Source organism: Candidatus Endowatersipora endosymbiont of Watersipora subatra (genome assembly GCF_964026585.1).
Classification (GTDB): domain Bacteria; phylum Pseudomonadota; class Alphaproteobacteria; order Rhizobiales; family Rhizobiaceae; genus Pseudahrensia.
This window is the reverse complement of sequence record NZ_OZ032160.1, coordinates 590,176-605,673: the sequence shown is the minus strand read 5'-3', so window position 1 is coordinate 605,673 and position 15,498 is coordinate 590,176. Positions and strand designations below refer to the sequence as shown.

General features: G+C 38.8%; 15 protein-coding genes. 9 read left to right on the top strand and 6 right to left on the bottom strand.

Going from position 1 to position 15,498, the window contains the following annotated elements; genetic code table 11:
* Positions 1 to 7: 7 nt before the first annotated feature.
* The 3 genes from ctaD to pdxH form a co-directional block, all read right to left on the bottom strand.
* Positions 8 to 1,609, bottom strand: a complete 1,602-nt coding sequence (gene ctaD, locus AAGD37_RS02815) for a cytochrome c oxidase subunit I (protein ID WP_341760056.1) — start codon at positions 1,607 to 1,609, stop codon at positions 8 to 10.
* 42 nt (positions 1,610 to 1,651) lie between these two features.
* A complete protein-coding gene (gene coxB / locus AAGD37_RS02810; protein ID WP_341760055.1) occupies positions 1,652 to 2,569 on the bottom strand; it encodes a cytochrome c oxidase subunit II in 918 nt (305 codons plus the stop codon).
* Positions 2,570 to 2,810: 241 nt separating this feature from the next.
* A complete protein-coding gene (pdxH, locus tag AAGD37_RS02805) occupies positions 2,811 to 3,419 on the bottom strand; it encodes a pyridoxamine 5'-phosphate oxidase (RefSeq protein WP_341760054.1) in 609 nt (202 codons plus the stop codon).
* Between the two features lie 384 nt (positions 3,420 to 3,803).
* Between pdxH and fabI the strand changes: the two genes are divergently transcribed.
* A complete protein-coding gene (gene fabI, locus AAGD37_RS02800) occupies positions 3,804 to 4,622 on the top strand; it encodes an enoyl-ACP reductase FabI (RefSeq protein WP_341760053.1) in 819 nt (272 codons plus the stop codon).
* 118 nt (positions 4,623 to 4,740) lie between these two features.
* Here fabI and AAGD37_RS02795 read toward each other — a convergent pair whose 3' ends face one another.
* Positions 4,741 to 5,445, bottom strand: a complete 705-nt coding sequence (locus tag AAGD37_RS02795; protein ID WP_341760052.1) for an orotate phosphoribosyltransferase — start codon at positions 5,443 to 5,445, stop codon at positions 4,741 to 4,743.
* A 3-nt stretch (positions 5,446 to 5,448) separates the two neighbouring features.
* Positions 5,449 to 6,492, bottom strand: a complete 1,044-nt coding sequence (gene pyrC, locus AAGD37_RS02790; RefSeq protein ID WP_341760051.1) for a dihydroorotase — start codon at positions 6,490 to 6,492, stop codon at positions 5,449 to 5,451.
* A 471-nt stretch (positions 6,493 to 6,963) separates the two neighbouring features.
* Between pyrC and AAGD37_RS02785 the strand changes: the two genes are divergently transcribed.
* The 3 genes from AAGD37_RS02785 to AAGD37_RS02775 are packed head-to-tail and all read left to right on the top strand — an operon-like array spanning position 6,964 to position 10,253.
* The gene (locus tag AAGD37_RS02785; protein ID WP_341760050.1) at positions 6,964 to 8,790 is read left to right on the top strand and encodes an ABC transporter ATP-binding protein; all 1,827 of its coding nucleotides are present in this window, start codon (positions 6,964 to 6,966) and stop codon (positions 8,788 to 8,790) included.
* 4 nt (positions 8,791 to 8,794) lie between these two features.
* Positions 8,795 to 9,616, top strand: coding sequence for a 4-hydroxy-tetrahydrodipicolinate reductase (gene dapB, locus AAGD37_RS02780; RefSeq protein ID WP_341760049.1), 822 nt, complete (start codon positions 8,795 to 8,797; stop codon positions 9,614 to 9,616).
* A 13-nt stretch (positions 9,617 to 9,629) separates the two neighbouring features.
* Positions 9,630 to 10,253, top strand: coding sequence for a 2,3-bisphosphoglycerate-dependent phosphoglycerate mutase (locus tag AAGD37_RS02775; RefSeq protein ID WP_341760048.1), 624 nt, complete (start codon positions 9,630 to 9,632; stop codon positions 10,251 to 10,253).
* A 122-nt stretch (positions 10,254 to 10,375) separates the two neighbouring features.
* Here the strand turns inward: AAGD37_RS02775 and AAGD37_RS02770 are convergent, their stop codons facing one another.
* Positions 10,376 to 11,131 carry a pyridoxine 5'-phosphate synthase gene (locus AAGD37_RS02770; RefSeq protein WP_341760047.1) on the bottom strand — a complete coding sequence of 252 codons (756 nt, stop codon included), beginning with the start codon at positions 11,129 to 11,131 and terminating at the stop codon, positions 10,376 to 10,378.
* Positions 11,132 to 11,348: 217 nt separating this feature from the next.
* Between AAGD37_RS02770 and rpe the strand changes: the two genes are divergently transcribed.
* The 5 genes from rpe to purQ all read left to right on the top strand — a co-directional run bounded on the left by rpe (position 11,349) and on the right by purQ (position 15,457).
* The gene (gene rpe / locus AAGD37_RS02765; protein ID WP_341760046.1) at positions 11,349 to 12,017 is read left to right on the top strand and encodes a ribulose-phosphate 3-epimerase; all 669 of its coding nucleotides are present in this window, start codon (positions 11,349 to 11,351) and stop codon (positions 12,015 to 12,017) included.
* Positions 12,018 to 12,137: 120 nt separating this feature from the next.
* Positions 12,138 to 13,442, top strand: coding sequence for an adenylosuccinate lyase (gene purB, locus AAGD37_RS02760; protein ID WP_341760045.1), 1,305 nt, complete (start codon positions 12,138 to 12,140; stop codon positions 13,440 to 13,442).
* A gap of 217 nt (positions 13,443 to 13,659) precedes the next feature.
* A complete protein-coding gene (purC, locus tag AAGD37_RS02755; protein ID WP_341760044.1) occupies positions 13,660 to 14,433 on the top strand; it encodes a phosphoribosylaminoimidazolesuccinocarboxamide synthase in 774 nt (257 codons plus the stop codon).
* Positions 14,430 to 14,687, top strand: a complete 258-nt coding sequence (gene purS / locus AAGD37_RS02750) for a phosphoribosylformylglycinamidine synthase subunit PurS (RefSeq protein WP_341760043.1) — start codon at positions 14,430 to 14,432, stop codon at positions 14,685 to 14,687. The genes purC and purS overlap by 4 nt, the downstream gene beginning before the upstream one ends.
* Positions 14,688 to 14,779: 92 nt before the next feature.
* Positions 14,780 to 15,457, top strand: coding sequence for a phosphoribosylformylglycinamidine synthase subunit PurQ (purQ, locus tag AAGD37_RS02745; protein WP_341760042.1), 678 nt, complete (start codon positions 14,780 to 14,782; stop codon positions 15,455 to 15,457).
* Positions 15,458 to 15,498: the final 41 nt, after the last annotated feature.

Here is a 15,498-nt window from a genome sequence, read left to right as displayed (position 1 = left end):
TCTTGAATTACTTTATACGTGGAAGTTGTTGCCACTGGTGAAATGGTGGTGGAGAAGTCAATTCCCATTCCAGCGTTGTTGCTCCTTCTCCCCAAGGATTATTCCCGGCCTCACGCTTGTAGATGAAAGCTTCTGCAATTGTGATAAAAAAAATCAAGACACCAAAGGCTGATATATATGAACCTATAGAGGAAATATAGTTCCAACCGAAAAACGCATCAGGATAGTCAACATATCGACGTGGCATGCCAGCCAGACCAAGAAAATGTTGAGGGAAGAAAATGATGTTAACACCAACAAAAATAAACCAAAAGTGCATCTTGGCTAAAAATGAATTATAAAGATAACCGGTCATTTTAGGAAACCAATAGTACCAAGCAGCAAAGATCGTAAAAACTGCTCCCAAAGATAATACATAATGAAAGTGTGCCACAACATAGTAGGTATCATGATAGGTACGATCCAAGCCAGCATTGGCAAGTTGAACACCTGTTACGCCGCCAATAGTAAAAAGAAAGATAAAACCAATAGCCCAGAGCATAGGAGTTCTGAACAGTATAGAGCCCCCCCACATTGTAGCAATCCAAGAGAAAATTTTAATACCGGTTGGCACGGCAATTACCATAGTTGCGAACACAAAATAGCGTTGCGTGTTCAGCGATAATCCAACCATATACATATGATGAGCCCAAACAATAAATCCAACAGCACCAATGGCAACCATGGCATAGGCCATTCCTATATAGCCAAAGATTGGTTTTCTCGAAAAAGTTGAAACGATATGACTTATGATTCCAAAACCAGGTAATATCAGGATATAAACCTCAGGATGGCCGAAAAACCAGAACAGATGTTGAAATAAAATTGGATCCCCCCCCCCTTCTGGCGTAAAAAATGCTGTTCCAAAATTGCGATCAGTTAACAGCATTGTGATAGCACCAGCAAGAACGGGTAGAGATAAAAGTAAAAGGAAAGCAGTCACCAATACAGACCAAGCAAACAAAGGCATTTTGTGCAAAGTCATCCCAGGAGCTCGCATATTAAAAATTGTAGTGATAAAATTGATCGACCCCAAAATAGATGAAATCCCCGCAATATGAAGTGCTAGAATTACAAAATCAACAGCAGAACCAGGTTGTCCTGTTGTCGATAGGGGTGGATATATAGTCCAACCCCCGCCAACACCGTTAGATCCACTCGGACCTGGCATGAAGATGGAAACAGTTATCAGGATTAGTGCTGGTGGTAACAACCAAAAGGAAATGTTATTCATGCGAGGAAAGGCCATATCAGGTGCACCAATCATAATAGGAATCATCCAGTTAGCAAACCCACCAATGAGAGCTGGCATCACCATAAAGAAAATCATGATTAGGCCGTGAGCTGTGGTCAATACATTATATAAGTGAGGATCACTAAAAATTTGTAGCCCGGGTTCCTGTAATTCAATACGCATCACTATAGATAGAAGTCCGCCATAAATTCCTGAAAATATAGAAAAAATGAGATAGAGAGTCCCGATATCTTTGTGATTGGTTGAGTAAAACCAACGCTTAAAGAAACCAGGATTTACATCATTTTTATAATCTTGAGTTGATGAGTAGAACATATGCCATTACTCCTACTAGTTCTCTAGCCAATTCAATTACTTTTAGTTAGCGGCAACCTCAATTATTCTTGTTGATTTCTTCAAAACCAACAACTTATTAGCGGCATCGATGTTATGACTAGCCCTCTTTTTCCACATCTCAAATTTATCAAATGAAACAACTCTAATTGCCAAAGGCATGAAAGCATGATCACGGCCACATAATTCAGAACATTGTCCATAATAAAGCCCTTCTTTTGTTGCCTGAAAAAAGGTTTCATTTATCCGACCAGGAATCCCATCCATCTTTAGGCCAAAAGCTGGTAAGGCAAAACTATGTATCACATCTCCACTAGTCACGAGTAACCGAACAACTTCACCAACTGGGACGACGATTTCTTTGTCAACAGCAAGAAGCCTTGGATATTTTTTCAAATCATTTTTTCCATACTCTTCTCGCTCTTTTATGATCTTATCGGCACTATCTGGAGATCCTTCGTCACGACCAATTAAACGAGTTTCAAATGAAATCTCCGGATCATCTTGATATTCAAACCCCCAATACCACTGATATCCAGTTGCTTTAATCGTCACTGTTGGTTCCTTGGAAGGATGAAACTGCGATGATAATAACTGGAAAGATGGAATCGCAAGAAAGACTAACAAAACGACTGGACCCAATGTCCATAGAATTTCAATGATGGTATTGTGGGTGATTTGGGATGGTTCAGGGTTTGAAGAGGCACGAAATTTGATCATGACATATGCTAGGAGTCCCATCACAAGCAAAATGATAGGAATGATGATGTATAGAGTGAGTATATTAAATCTCTCAATAGCTTCCATATTGGGTGAGGCTGCACTCTGCATCCAAATTTGCCATGGCAAGGGTTGTCCGGCTTCAGAACGAGCTGAAATTAAACAAGTAAAGACAATTGATAAAAGTGATAAACCTGAAAATTTAGTGATGGGACTCTTCATCCAACCGATCTCCGGAAAAGATTTTCAACGGGAACTTTAACTTCCCATCTTTTGATGTGACCCTTCAAAACCACAAGAATGACTTCACCGCAAGCATTCATGAAGGAAAATTCAGTCACCATAAAATTTTAACAGATAAAAGTCTATATGGACAATTGCTAGTTCTTAACTCTCTTATCTACTGTACTAAACATGATGCGCCCCAAAGCAAAGGACTGAGTTAAATATTGATAGAAAGGAGTTAAGGATTGAGGAATTGACTTTTCCATCCCCCTCCAACTTTTGAGCGTTCAAAAAGGATTCTTTCATGCAATCTGAATTTCCCATCCTGCCAAAACTCGATTGACTGAGGAATCAGCCTAAGTCCTGACCAATGGGGGGGCCTAGGAATGTTCTCTCCGCTGTATTTTTTTCTATATTCTTTCACCCGTGTGATAAGAGTCTGTCGATCTTTAAGTGGCTGTGATTGATATGAAGCCCACGCCCCGATCTGACTCTGACGATGACGTGAATTAAAGTAGGCATCGGCTTCCTGTTTCGTAACCTCTTCAACCTTCCCACGAACCCGTACTTGACGACGCAAACTTTTCCAGTGAAAACCCAATGCAACTTTAGGAAATCTTAGAATTTCTTGTCCTTTTGTGCTTTTAAAATTGGTATAAAAGACATATCCTCTTTCATCATGAGCTTTGAGAAGGACTATTCGTATATTCGGCATACCATCTTCACCAACAGTTGCAAGTGAACCTGCTGATGGATCATTAATCTCTGATATTTCAGCTTCTTTTAACCATAAGTGAAACAAAGTAACAGGATGAATATTCTTTAAAGAAATTACAGTTTTCTTCATCGAAATTATGACCTTATTGATAAGATAGATCAAGTAAAAATGATAAAAGCTCAGTATATTGTTTAGCTATTTATTAGGAGCTAACAAATTAATAAATGCATCTATTAGAAAATAGGGTAATTCATGCTAATATATATTCACATACTAACTCAATCATGTCATCATTTCAATGAGCTGACATAAAATTACTTTATCTCACAATTATTTGAAGTCGGGTAACTTAGAATGTAACTATTTTTTATGAAAAACTATAATAACTTTCAAGAATAATTTTAGATTAGTAAAGATCGTCAATACGATCTAATATCTTGAAGCAAGTCGAACGCTATGTAATACTATTACGTTATCAAGGGCACGCCCCTCATTGTAAGGCACTGGTTTTTAATGAATTCTATGAACGGTTTGCTCAAAGGTAAGTCTGGCCTAATTATGGGTGTCGCCAATAATCGTTCTATCGCTTGGGGTATAGCGAAAGCTTGTTCAAACGCTGGAGCAGATGTTGCCTTTACCTATCAAGGAGAAGCCCTAAAAAAAAGAATAGAACCACTGGCACAAGAGTTAGGAGGATGGATTGTCGGTCATTGTGATGTCAGTGATGTTCGGACAATTGATCAAATTTTTTGTCATCTCAACCAAAAATGGGGAAAGATTGATTTTCTTGTTCATGCTATTGGTTTTTCAGATAAAGACGAACTGACAGGTCGATACGTTGATACATCACCAGAGAATTTTTCTAAAACCATGGATATATCTGTTTATTCTCTCACGGCTGTGACCCAGAGGGCAGAGAAACTCATGGATCATGGTGGATCAATTCTTACATTAACCTATTACGGCGCTGAAAAAGTTATGCCACACTATAATATCATGGGTGTAGCAAAAGCTGCACTCGAGGCTAGTGTGCGTTATCTTGCCGTTGACCTTGGTAAATTCAATATTAGAGTTAACGCTATATCGTCGGGTCCAATCAAGACTCTCGCGGCCTCTGGTATTGGCGATTTTCGCTATATCCTGAAATGGAATGAATATAATGCCCCTCTCAAGAAAACGGTGACTATTGATCAGGTTGGTCAATCTGCCCTTTATCTGTTATCTGATATGTCAAGTGGAGTAACCGGTGAAATTCACCATGTCGATTCAGGATATCACACAATTGGTATGAAAGCCGTAGATGCTCCTGATATTTCTGTTGTAAAAGAATGACTACACTATCAAATTCTTTTTATGAAAGTCAGCTCTTTATAGTCTCCTTTCGCTTCCTCTATGATTTAGACACCAGATTCTTGAGGATAGTAGAAAATCAAACATATCTTGATTAAGATTAACGAGGTTTATATCTAAAATCAGAAATACCTCCATGAGATGCAGACCATTCTAAAGGTGAATCTAGAAATTTTTTAACTTCATATAATGTCAACGGATCAAATAATGCCTCATTTCTGGCTACAGACAACACATCTTTCCACGTAGTCAGATAATGCAATTTTATACCATATTGAGCTAAAAGAGTAGGAGCATGCCTGAAGATATCATAATAAAATACACACAAAATATCTGAAACTATAGCACCTGCTTCTCGAATAGCTTGTGCAAAGGAAAGTTTTGAAGTACCATCAGTAGTCAAGTCCTCCACAAATAACACATGTTGTCCTGCCTTGAGATCGCCTTCTATCCTAACATTACGACCAAATCCTTTAGATTTTTTACGGATATAGATCATCGGTAGCCTCATGCGCTCTGCTATAAAGGCTGCATAAGGAATACCAGCTGTTTCACCACCTGCAACAACATCATACTTCTCAAAATCTACATCTCTCATAACAGTGACTACACAAAAATCAGATACAGCTGAACGTATACGTGGATAAGAAATCAGCTTACGACAGTCAATATAAACGGGGCTTTTTAATCCTGATGTAAATGTGTAAGGCTCCTTAGAACGAAAATTTACAGCTTTAATTTCTAATAGCATTTTTGCTGTTTTAAGAGCAATCATAGCCTTATTTTTAGCCTTATTTTCAATCATATTTCAACCCTCGACTTGCCAATAAACATCAAAGCCAGGATCAAAAACTGTTACATTCCCCTCTCTCGTTTGAATCTGTTTCGGCCATAGGACTGGCTCAGATTGTTTTTTTAAGATGAGTGTTTCTGTATTCGCTTCTAAAGCATAGAATTTGGGACCGTTGAGACTCGAAAAGGGTTCCAAATTTTCTAGAGACTCTTCTTCTTCAAAGACATGGGCCAGTAAACTCATCGTATTGATTGAGGTAAAGCACCCTGCGCAACCACAAGCATTTTCCTTCATGCTTGTTACATGAGGTGCACTATCTGTACCAAGGAAAAAATGGGAGCTACCAGATGTTGCTGCTATTCTCAGTGCTTGTCTGTGTTTCTGACGTTTCGCTACTGGTAGACAGTAATAATGAGGATGAATCCCTCCTACCAATATATGATTTCGGTTTATAATGAGATGATGGGGAGTAATTGTTGCTGCTAATAAACTAGAAGCTTGACTTACATAATCAACAGCATCTGATGTCGTTATATGTTCCATGATTACTTTGAGTTCTGGCATCCGAGTACGTAAAGGATCTAAGACGCGATCAATAAAAACGGCCTCACGATCAAAAATATCAATTTCTGGATCTGTGACTTCGCCGTGCACACACAATGGTAATCCGATTTCAGACATCCGTTCTAAGATTGGTCTTACTCTTTCAAGATCAAAAATACCAAATTGAGAATTTGTACTGGCACCTACTGGATAGAATTTAACTGCATGAATTACTCTGTTAGCTGCAGCCTTCTCTACATCATCAGGATCTGTACCTTCAGTCAAATATAAAGTCATCAATGGTTGAAAGATATGCCCTTCAGGAATCGCTGATAATATAAGGTTCCGGTAGAAAATTGCATCTTGGCTGTTTACTATAGGAGGAAAAAGATTCGGCATAACGATTGCGCGAGAAAAATGTTGAGAGGTGAACCTAATGATACTTTTAAGCATCTCACCGTCACGCAAATGCAAATGCCAATCGTCAGGACGACGTATTATTACAGATTTTGACATTCAATGGGCCTCATCATATATGAATATGAGTTAAACTGCTTCTGCCGCTGATTTAAACGAAAATCTAGTCCGATCAGATTCGATTTAACACTCTAAACAGAAGCAAAGAAAGAAAAAGCCTATTTTTTTCTTTGCCCGTGTTATTTTATTGGGAGATTAAGATCATTCACTTGTTCTCGCTCAAATCAATTCAATCTTTATTAAGAAAACTCAGTACAGGAGGGAAAAAATAATATGAGAATGTGCGCCGTTTTCTAATATTTTCTCTTTAATTTAGATGACCAAACAATAAGGCTAGAGAAAACAAGCTCGGATTTTCTGATTTATGATTTAATGATCGAATAATTGAATTGAGAACGATAAGATTGAGTCCCCATGATTCCAATCAAGCAAATCGATAAGCTGTGCCTAATCTCAGAGATGAGATAATTCGAAGAAAAACCTTTAATAATTTTAAGGCATAATGACACTGTGAACAGACTGTATCAATATCTAACCTGCGACCAAGAAAAAGCATCTGTATTGAGACGTATAATCGGTGAAAACCTCATGTTATATCACCGTGATTACATTCTTGCAATTTCGAGTTTGATCGTGATTGCAGGAACGACTGCTTTTAGTGCATGGTTGATGGGATCCGTTGTAGAAGATGTTCTCCTTGGCAAGAATTTGCACCAAGCCTATTTTCTCGCACTTATTGTTATTATAATCTTCACAATCAAAGGAGTCATGACCTACGTTCAATCCGTTACGCTCAATAAAATTGGCAACAAGATTGTTGCTCGCTTTCAAAGAAGGATCTATTCACATTTACTATCTCTAAGTATAGGATATTTTTCTAGTCGGCATTCAGCCTTTTTAGTTGGAAAAATAAACCAGAATATCGCACTTGTTCGTGATATGATCAACGCTCTCGTTCTAGCTGCTGCCCGTGATCTTCTCACTTTATTAGGATTAATTACCGTTATGCTGATATCTGACCCGATCATGTCAGCAATTATTTTTCTTGCAGGCCCCCTCTCATTATTCACACTGAGAAAATATGCTCGGCGTATTAACACTATAGCCGAACAGGAAGTCGATCTCCATGCAAGGGTTACAGCAGGTATTCAAGAAACAGCAATCGGCATTCAAATTGTCAAGGCTTTTACTATGGAAAGACAATTGTATGCCAGCTTATTTAAGCTCACTCATCAATTAGAACAACGTGCTAATACAATTGCTCGGATTACTGCTAGAACGAGTCCATTGATGGAAACTCTAGCTGGATTTTCTATCGCCGGTATTATTGCTTATGGTGGCTGGAGAATGGTGACACAAAGTTACTCTACAGCCAATTTATCTGCTTTAATGACAGCTTGTTTAATGGCCTATGAACCAGCAAAAAGACTTGCACGTCTAAAAGTTACACTAGAACAAAGCCTTGTAAATGCAAGAATGATATATGAATTTTTGGATACACCACCTGCCTTGACAGAACTGAAAGGTCAAGAACCTCTTATTCTTGATAGTGGCGATATTGTCTTTGAAAATGTATCATTTACCTATAATTTTGATTCAGAAACTAGAGAGAATGGTCTCATTAAGGAGAATCTTCACCATCAATGCCACCTCATTTTAAAAAATATTTCCTTTCGGGCAGATGGAGGTAAAATAACAGCACTTGTTGGACCGTCAGGAGGTGGGAAGTCAACTGCCTTAGCTCTTTTACAACGATTTTATGATCAACAGTCAGGTATTATTACAATTGATGGCCAAAATATTCATAACATTGATACTCAGTCCTTGCGTTCTCAGATTGCATACGTTTCACAGAAACCTGTCCTTTTTCAAGGTACAGTGGATCAAAATCTACGCTTTGCTTGTCCCAATGCAACACAGTCTGAGATAAAGGAAGCAGCGTGCAAGGCACAAGCCCATCACTTTATTTTGTCTCTCCCTAATGGATATGACACGGTTTTATCCGAAAATGGTAATAATTTGTCTTGTGGACAACGTCAAAGATTGTCAATTGCTAGGGCTATTTTGCGCAATTCGCCAATCCTCTTGCTGGATGAAGCAACATCTTCTCTAGATAATGAGTCAGAATCTTTGGTTCAAGAAGCTCTAGAACAATTGATTAAAGGACGAACAACACTAGTCATTGCCCACCGGTTTTCCACTATTTCCAACGCTGATTCTATTGTTGTTTTTGACAACGGAGAAGTAGTTGATCAAGGGACTCACGATCAACTCATGAAGAGTGAAGGTGGCATTTATGCACGCCTTTATCGATTATCAATTTCTAGAAAGAATTAATTCTATGTCTGATATGAAACTTGTCGTTGGTGGCGCTTCAGGGCGCATGGGACGAGCGTTAATCCGCGCTATTCATGAAACGCCAGGTGTCGTTCTCTGCGGTGCTGTCGAACATGAAAATCACGAAGATCTAGGAGAAGATAGTGGAGAAATTGCTGGTATAGGGTACAATAGCATACCTATTATCGATGATCCCTATCTTGTTTTTCTTGATTCGGATGGTGTCTTAGATTTTACTGTACCTGAATCAAGTGTTCAATTTTCAATCCTTGCCGCGCAATTAGGTATCGTACACGTGATCGGAACAACGGGATGTACCGTAACTGATGAAGAGAAATTTGATGCGGCATCTCACCAAACAAGGATTGTCAAATCGGATAATATGAGCCTTGGTGTTAATCTTCTTGCCGCTCTGATTCATCAGGCTGCTAGAACACTCAGTGCCATAGATTTTGATATTGATGTTCTAGAAATGCATCACAAATATAAAGTGGATGCCCCCTCAGGTACCGCGTTATTCTTAGGGGCCGCGGCAGCTGAAGGCCGAAATATTGATCTTGACACAAATAGCGTTAGAACACGGAATGGTATTATAGGCCAACGGAAAGTTGGTAGTATTGGTTTTGCTACACTACGTGGTGGATCGGTAATCGGTGATCATTCTGTTCTTTTTGCAGGAGAAGGTGAAATCATTGAACTCTCGCACCGAGCCTTTGACCGTCAAATATTTGCAAAAGGAGCAGTCAAAGCAGCCTTATGGGCACATGATAAAATTCCTGGCCGTTACGACATGTATGATGTTCTTGGACTATCAAAGAAAATGTAAATAAGGATTATCAATGTCTGGAACTCTGGTACTGGTACGACATGGACAAAGCGAATGGAACAAAAGGAATTTGTTTACGGGTTGGAAAGATCCGGATTTGACAAAACGAGGCGTTAATGAAGCTATTAAAGCAGGTCGTCATCTTGTCAAGAAGAATCTTAGCTTTGATATTGCATTTACTAGCACCCTTATAAGAGCTCAACGAACTTGCCAAATTATACTTGATATAATGGATCAATCGTATCTTAAAGTCATTAGGAATCAAGCTCTTAATGAGCGGAATTATGGTGATCTAGCAGGGCTCAATAAAGATGAGGCCTGTGCTAAATGGGGAGGAGAACAGGTTCACATTTGGCGACGATCTTATGATAAGCCACCACCAGGAGAGGAAGGAGAAAGCCTTAAAGACACTGGAGCTCGAATCTGGCCATATTATATATGCGAAATTCTACCACGTCTTCTAGATCATCAAAAGGTATTGGTTGTCGCCCACGGAAACTCACTACGATCGCTTATCATGATTCTCGACCGAATCGATACACAAAAAATTACTGATCTGAATCTTATGACTGGAATACCAATCATCTACACGTTGAAGGCTAATAGCAAAGTCGACAGTAAAATCATTTTAGGATAAAATGTCTTGAATTGTGCATTGTATGTGAAAGTATTAAGATTCTGATTGTCTGGATGTTCGGACTCATTTCCCAACTTCAGATCGAAAAAGAACCTCAAGTGAGAAAGCTAACTTTTTAGAATTTATGTTTGAATTCTATCCCCACTACATACCTTTAAAAATCGCTTGACCGTTTGAGCCATTCCATATTCGAGGGCATCAGCAGTTAATGCATGGCCGATGGAAACTTCGGCTAAATAAGGAATACGCGCAAGGAGGGCCGAAAGATTCTGAATCGTGAGATCGTGACCAGCATTGACATCTATACCTCGTGACTGTGCAGTGTCAGCAGTTTGGACAAGTCTTTCAAGTTCTTCTTTCGACTGTTCTGGATCCAGATACGTTGCTCCATAAGGGCCTGTATAAAGTTCTATACGATTACAGCCTGTTTGAGTTACCCATTTTATGACTTCTGGATTAGGATCAGTAAAAAGAGAAATCCTCATACCTCCTCCCTTTAATCGTGCAACAATGGGAGACAATTTCTTATAGCTAACACGAAAGTCCCAACCATGATCTGATGTTGTCTGGACTGGATCATCAGGAACCAACGTTACCTGTTTCGGTCTATGTTTCTCGCAAAGGAGAACAAAATCATCTGAAGGGTAACCTTCAATGTTCAATTCACGATCAGGAAACTCATTATCAATCAAGGCAAGTAACTCGCCCACATCACTAAAACGAATATGGCGCTGATCAGGACGAGGGTGAATCGTAATCCCTTGTGCTCCACTGTTCAACGCTACTCGTCCCATACCGATTACCGATGGCCATGGTAGATTCCGTCGATTTCGTAATTGAGCAACTGCGTTAAGGTTAACAGATAAGGCGACAGACATAATATTTCTTTAAATTTTGAGAGTCAAGAGGCCTTTACAAAACTTTATTAAACATAGTGTGTGTCGCATGTCAAATGAATAATGGAAGTCTACACGAGGGATAGCCTCATTATAAAGGCTCGATTATGAGCTGGCTAGTTTCTCACTCTCCCTAAACTTTCCCTAAAATGGATTCTTTACTATTGCTTAACCATTGCATTCATGATAGTCGACTTCGATGTCTTCACCGATCATCATTTCTTCTTCTATATTAGCAGCTGATTTTTCTAGGATTGGATGTGAAGTCAAGGATGTTTTAGAGGCCGGAGCTGACTGGATTCACCTAGACGTGATGGATGGACATTTCGTTCCGAATATTTCGTTTGGGCCCCTTTTAATAGAGAGTTTGCGTCCGCTGACAGATACTGTCTTTGATACACATCTTATGATAACTCCATGTCAACCGTATATTGAGTCTTTCGCAAAAGCTGGCAGCGATATCATAACAGTCCATATGGAATCGGAGCCGCATATCTATTTCACTCTGAAAGCTATTCGTGCACTAGGAAAAAAATCAGGTATATCGCTAAAACCTGAAACACCGGTTTCAGAACTAGAACATTTAATCAATCTCGTTGATCTAGTCTTAATTATGACCGTTAATCCAGGATTTGGTGGACAGAAATTCATTTCTGAATCAAGTGCTAAGATCGCACAAGCCAAATCTCTGATTGGGGACCGCACCATAGATCTAGAAGTTGATGGAGGAATAACAAAAGATATAGCTCCTCTCGTCGTACGAGCTGGGGCAAATGTTCTAGTAGCTGGATCCTCAATTTATAATGGAAATGATCGAAGGGCATACGCTGAAAATATTACAGCACTCCGAAATACTATCCCGATATAACTAACGTATTTTATCAGTTTTTCTCTCCTAGGAGAGAGTCAAACATTGCTATGTTTGTCAGTCAGTGTTAGAAGTTGCACGTTATTTTCCTAATTGATATCTATCCATAAAATACCAGCTATGATCTCACGATATTCCCGGAAAGAAATGACTGATATCTGGTCAACTGAATCAAAATTCAAGATTTGGTTTGAGATCGAAGCTCATGCCTGTGATGCTTTGGCAAAAAATTGTGTGATCCCTCAAAAAGCTGCTGAAACGATCTGGAAAAAAGGAAAATCGGTTTTATTTGATGTTAATCGGATCGATGAAATTGAACATGAAACAAAGCATGATCTTATTGCCTTTCTTACTTATCTTTCAGAGATTATTGGTCCAGACGGCCGATTTTTACATCAAGGAATGACTTCCTCTGATGTTCTTGATACCTGTTTTAATGTTCAACTCACTAAAGCAACTGATCTTTTGCTTCAGGATCTTGACAAACTACTAGCTGCTCTGAAATCTCGTGCGTTTGAACATAAAGAAACAATTACAATCGGACGTTCTCATGGAATTCACGCAGAACCAACAACATTTGGTATCAAACTTGCGCAGGCATATGCAGAATTTAAACGTTCTAAATCACGATTGATTGCAGCAAGATCAGAAGTTGCTACCTGCGCTATTTCTGGAGCTGTTGGAACCTTTGCTAATATAGATCCCTCAGTTGAAGAGCATGTTGCAAAGGCTATGGGGTTGATACCCGAGCCCTTATCAACTCAAGTGATTCCGCGTGACCGTCATGCTATGTACTTTTCAACCTTGGCAATTATTGCCTCATCTATTGAACGATTATCGACAGAAATACGAAACCTTCAAAGAACAGAAATTCTCGAGGTTGAAGAATTTTTTTCTCATGGACAGAAAGGTTCTTCTGCTATGCCTCATAAAAGGAATCCAGTGCTAACAGAAAATTTAACCGGACTTTCACGAATCATACGCTCTTCTGCTATGCCAGCCATGGAGAATGTTGCACTTTGGCACGAGCGTGATATCTCTCACTCTTCTGTTGAGCGAATCATTGGTCCTAACACAACGGTGATATTGGACTTTGCTTTGGCTCGACTGACGGATGTTATTGAAACATTGATTATCTATCCCCATAATATGAAGAAGAATATTAACCAACTTCATGGAATCATTCACTCTCAGCGTATTTTGCTAGCCTTGACACAAGCAGGGTGTTCACGTGAACATGCTTACCAATTGGTTCAACGCAATGCAATGAAAGTTTGGGAAGAGGAAAAGGACTTTTTGACTGAGATTTTGGCTGATGAAGAAGTTCGTGATATACTATCGGAGAAGGATATTCGAGAAAGATTTAACCTTAGTTATCACATACGTCATGTCAACACAATTTTTAATCGCGTATTTAATAATTGAGAGGGCTATGTCTTAGAAAATCTTAAGAAGGATTTAAGGTTAATATTTAATTATCAAAACTCTTTTTTTAGTTTCTGAACGATTCAATTGAGGCTTTCATAGTTATTGTATTCGTCAATAATTAACTTTATGAGGAGAAGTATGAAGCTGTAGGGAGACTGGTATTCCGCCCACAGAGAAGGACAATCTACATCTGCATAGTCGAGATATTTAAATAATGAATAGACGCCGCCGTATTTATGAAGGGAAGGCCAAAACCCTCTATGAAGGACCTGAACCGGGAACGCTCATCCAATTTTTTAAGGATGATGTTACTGCATTTAACACTAAAAAACACGAAATATTTGATGGGAAGGGTGTGCTGAACAATAGAATTTCTGAGTATGTATTCGACAATTTAAATCGTATTGGCATTCCTACCCATTTCATTAAGCGTATGAATATGCGTGAGCAGTTGATCAAGGAAGTAGAGATGATTCCTCTTGAAATTGTTGTTCGAAATATTGCTGCTGGCCAAATGATTCAACATCTCGGAGTTAAAGAAGGGACAGTTCTTCCCCGTTCGATTATTGAGTTCTACTACAAAAATAATGCCTTAAATGATCCCTTGGTATCAGAAGAGCATATCACAGCCTTTGGGTGGGCTTCACCATCTGAAATTGATGATATGATGGCACTGATTATTCGCGTAAACGATTTTTTATCTGGACTCTTTTGGGGTATTGGCATCCAACTTGTTGATTTTAAAATTGAATGTGGTCGTTTGTTTGAAGGCGATTTAATGAGGATCATTGTAGCGGATGAGATATCCCCAGACTCGTGTCGTCTCTGGGACATCAAAACAAAACGAAAAATGGATAAGGATTGTTTCCGTGAAAATTTGGGAGGCATGATCGAAAATTACTGTGAAGTTGCTTTTCGTCTTGGCATTATAAATCAAAAGGAAACTCAGCGTGCAACTGGCCCTATATTGGTAAAATCAGATCAATGAGATTTAAAACTTTTCGAGCACGTGTATCAGTAACACTCAAAAAAAGCGTATTGGATCCACAGGGAAAAGCTATAGAAGGAACACTCGCCTCACTTAAGTTTAAGAGAATTTGTGAAGTGCGTCAAGGAAAACTCTTTAATATTCAACTAAAGGCGTTATCAGAAAAAGAAGCAAAGGATCTATTATTTGCAATGTGTGAAAAGCTTTTGGTGAATACCGTTTTTGAAAATTACGAGATTGAAATAGTCGATTGATTGTTGTTGGAGAATCGAATACTCTATTTGTTAATATTTTTCATAACATTCCTATTGTTGTGAGTTAGAGAATCTTAAACAGCGAGGCTGTTTTGAAAGTCGCGATCCTACAATTTCCAGGTTCCAATCGTGAAAGGGATATGATAAAGGCCATTAAGCTTGTGAGTGGTCACAGTCCTAGTTTAGTTTGGCATACGAATGCAGAACTTCCTGATTCGGATCTTTACATTATCCCTGGTGGATTTTCTTATGGTGATTACTTACGGTCAGGAGCACTTGCAGCTAGATCTCCTATTATGAATTCTTTATACGATGAGAGTAAATCTGGTAAGAGAATACTTGGTATATGTAATGGATTTCAAATTCTTACTGAGGCAGGTCTTTTGCCGGGTTGTTTCATGAAGAATAAAAATCTTACTTTTGTATGCAAGTTAGTTTGCTTAGAAGTATCAAATAATAACAATCCGTTCACTTTAGGTTACAAAAGAGGAGAGGTAATCCGTTTACCTGTAGCTCATCACAACGGCAATTTTTTTTGTGATGATCAATCCCTGAAAGAAATTGAAGATAATAATCAGGTCGCTTTTCGATACGCTGAAGGCACAAATCCGAATGGATCAGTTAATAATATTGCTGGTATATTTAATTCAAAGGGTAATATCCTGGGTATGATGCCTCATCCAGAAAATTTAGTAGAATTGACCCATGGTGGAGAAGAAGGCAAGCGACTTTTTGAAGGTGCTCTCAATTTATTAGAGACTGAGTATTAAAATATCAACTTGAGAAATAACCTCTCTAACCTCATATCACA

What these genes read in the sequence shown, in the direction of transcription:
- dapB (WP_341760049.1), top strand. Translation starts at nt 8,795, where the DNA reads ATGTCTGATATGAAACTTGTCGTTGGTGGCGCTTCAGGGCGCATGGGA.
- coxB (WP_341760055.1), bottom strand. Translation starts at nt 2,569, where the DNA reads ATGAAGAGTCCCATCACTAAATTTTCAGGTTTATCACTTTTATCAATT.
- AAGD37_RS02795 (WP_341760052.1), bottom strand. Translation starts at nt 5,445, where the DNA reads ATGATTGAAAATAAGGCTAAAAATAAGGCTATGATTGCTCTTAAAACA.
- ctaD (WP_341760056.1), bottom strand. Translation starts at nt 1,609, where the DNA reads ATGTTCTACTCATCAACTCAAGATTATAAAAATGATGTAAATCCTGGT.
- AAGD37_RS02770 (WP_341760047.1), bottom strand. Translation starts at nt 11,131, where the DNA reads ATGTCTGTCGCCTTATCTGTTAACCTTAACGCAGTTGCTCAATTACGA.
- pdxH (WP_341760054.1), bottom strand. Translation starts at nt 3,419, where the DNA reads ATGAAGAAAACTGTAATTTCTTTAAAGAATATTCATCCTGTTACTTTG.
- rpe (WP_341760046.1), top strand. Translation starts at nt 11,349, where the DNA reads ATGTCTTCACCGATCATCATTTCTTCTTCTATATTAGCAGCTGATTTT.
- pyrC (WP_341760051.1), bottom strand. Translation starts at nt 6,492, where the DNA reads ATGTCAAAATCTGTAATAATACGTCGTCCTGACGATTGGCATTTGCAT.
- purB (WP_341760045.1), top strand. Translation starts at nt 12,138, where the DNA reads ATGATCTCACGATATTCCCGGAAAGAAATGACTGATATCTGGTCAACT.
- fabI (WP_341760053.1), top strand. Translation starts at nt 3,804, where the DNA reads ATGAATTCTATGAACGGTTTGCTCAAAGGTAAGTCTGGCCTAATTATG.
- AAGD37_RS02775 (WP_341760048.1), top strand. Translation starts at nt 9,630, where the DNA reads ATGTCTGGAACTCTGGTACTGGTACGACATGGACAAAGCGAATGGAAC.
- purS (WP_341760043.1), top strand. Translation starts at nt 14,430, where the DNA reads ATGAGATTTAAAACTTTTCGAGCACGTGTATCAGTAACACTCAAAAAA.
- purC (WP_341760044.1), top strand. Translation starts at nt 13,660, where the DNA reads ATGAATAGACGCCGCCGTATTTATGAAGGGAAGGCCAAAACCCTCTAT.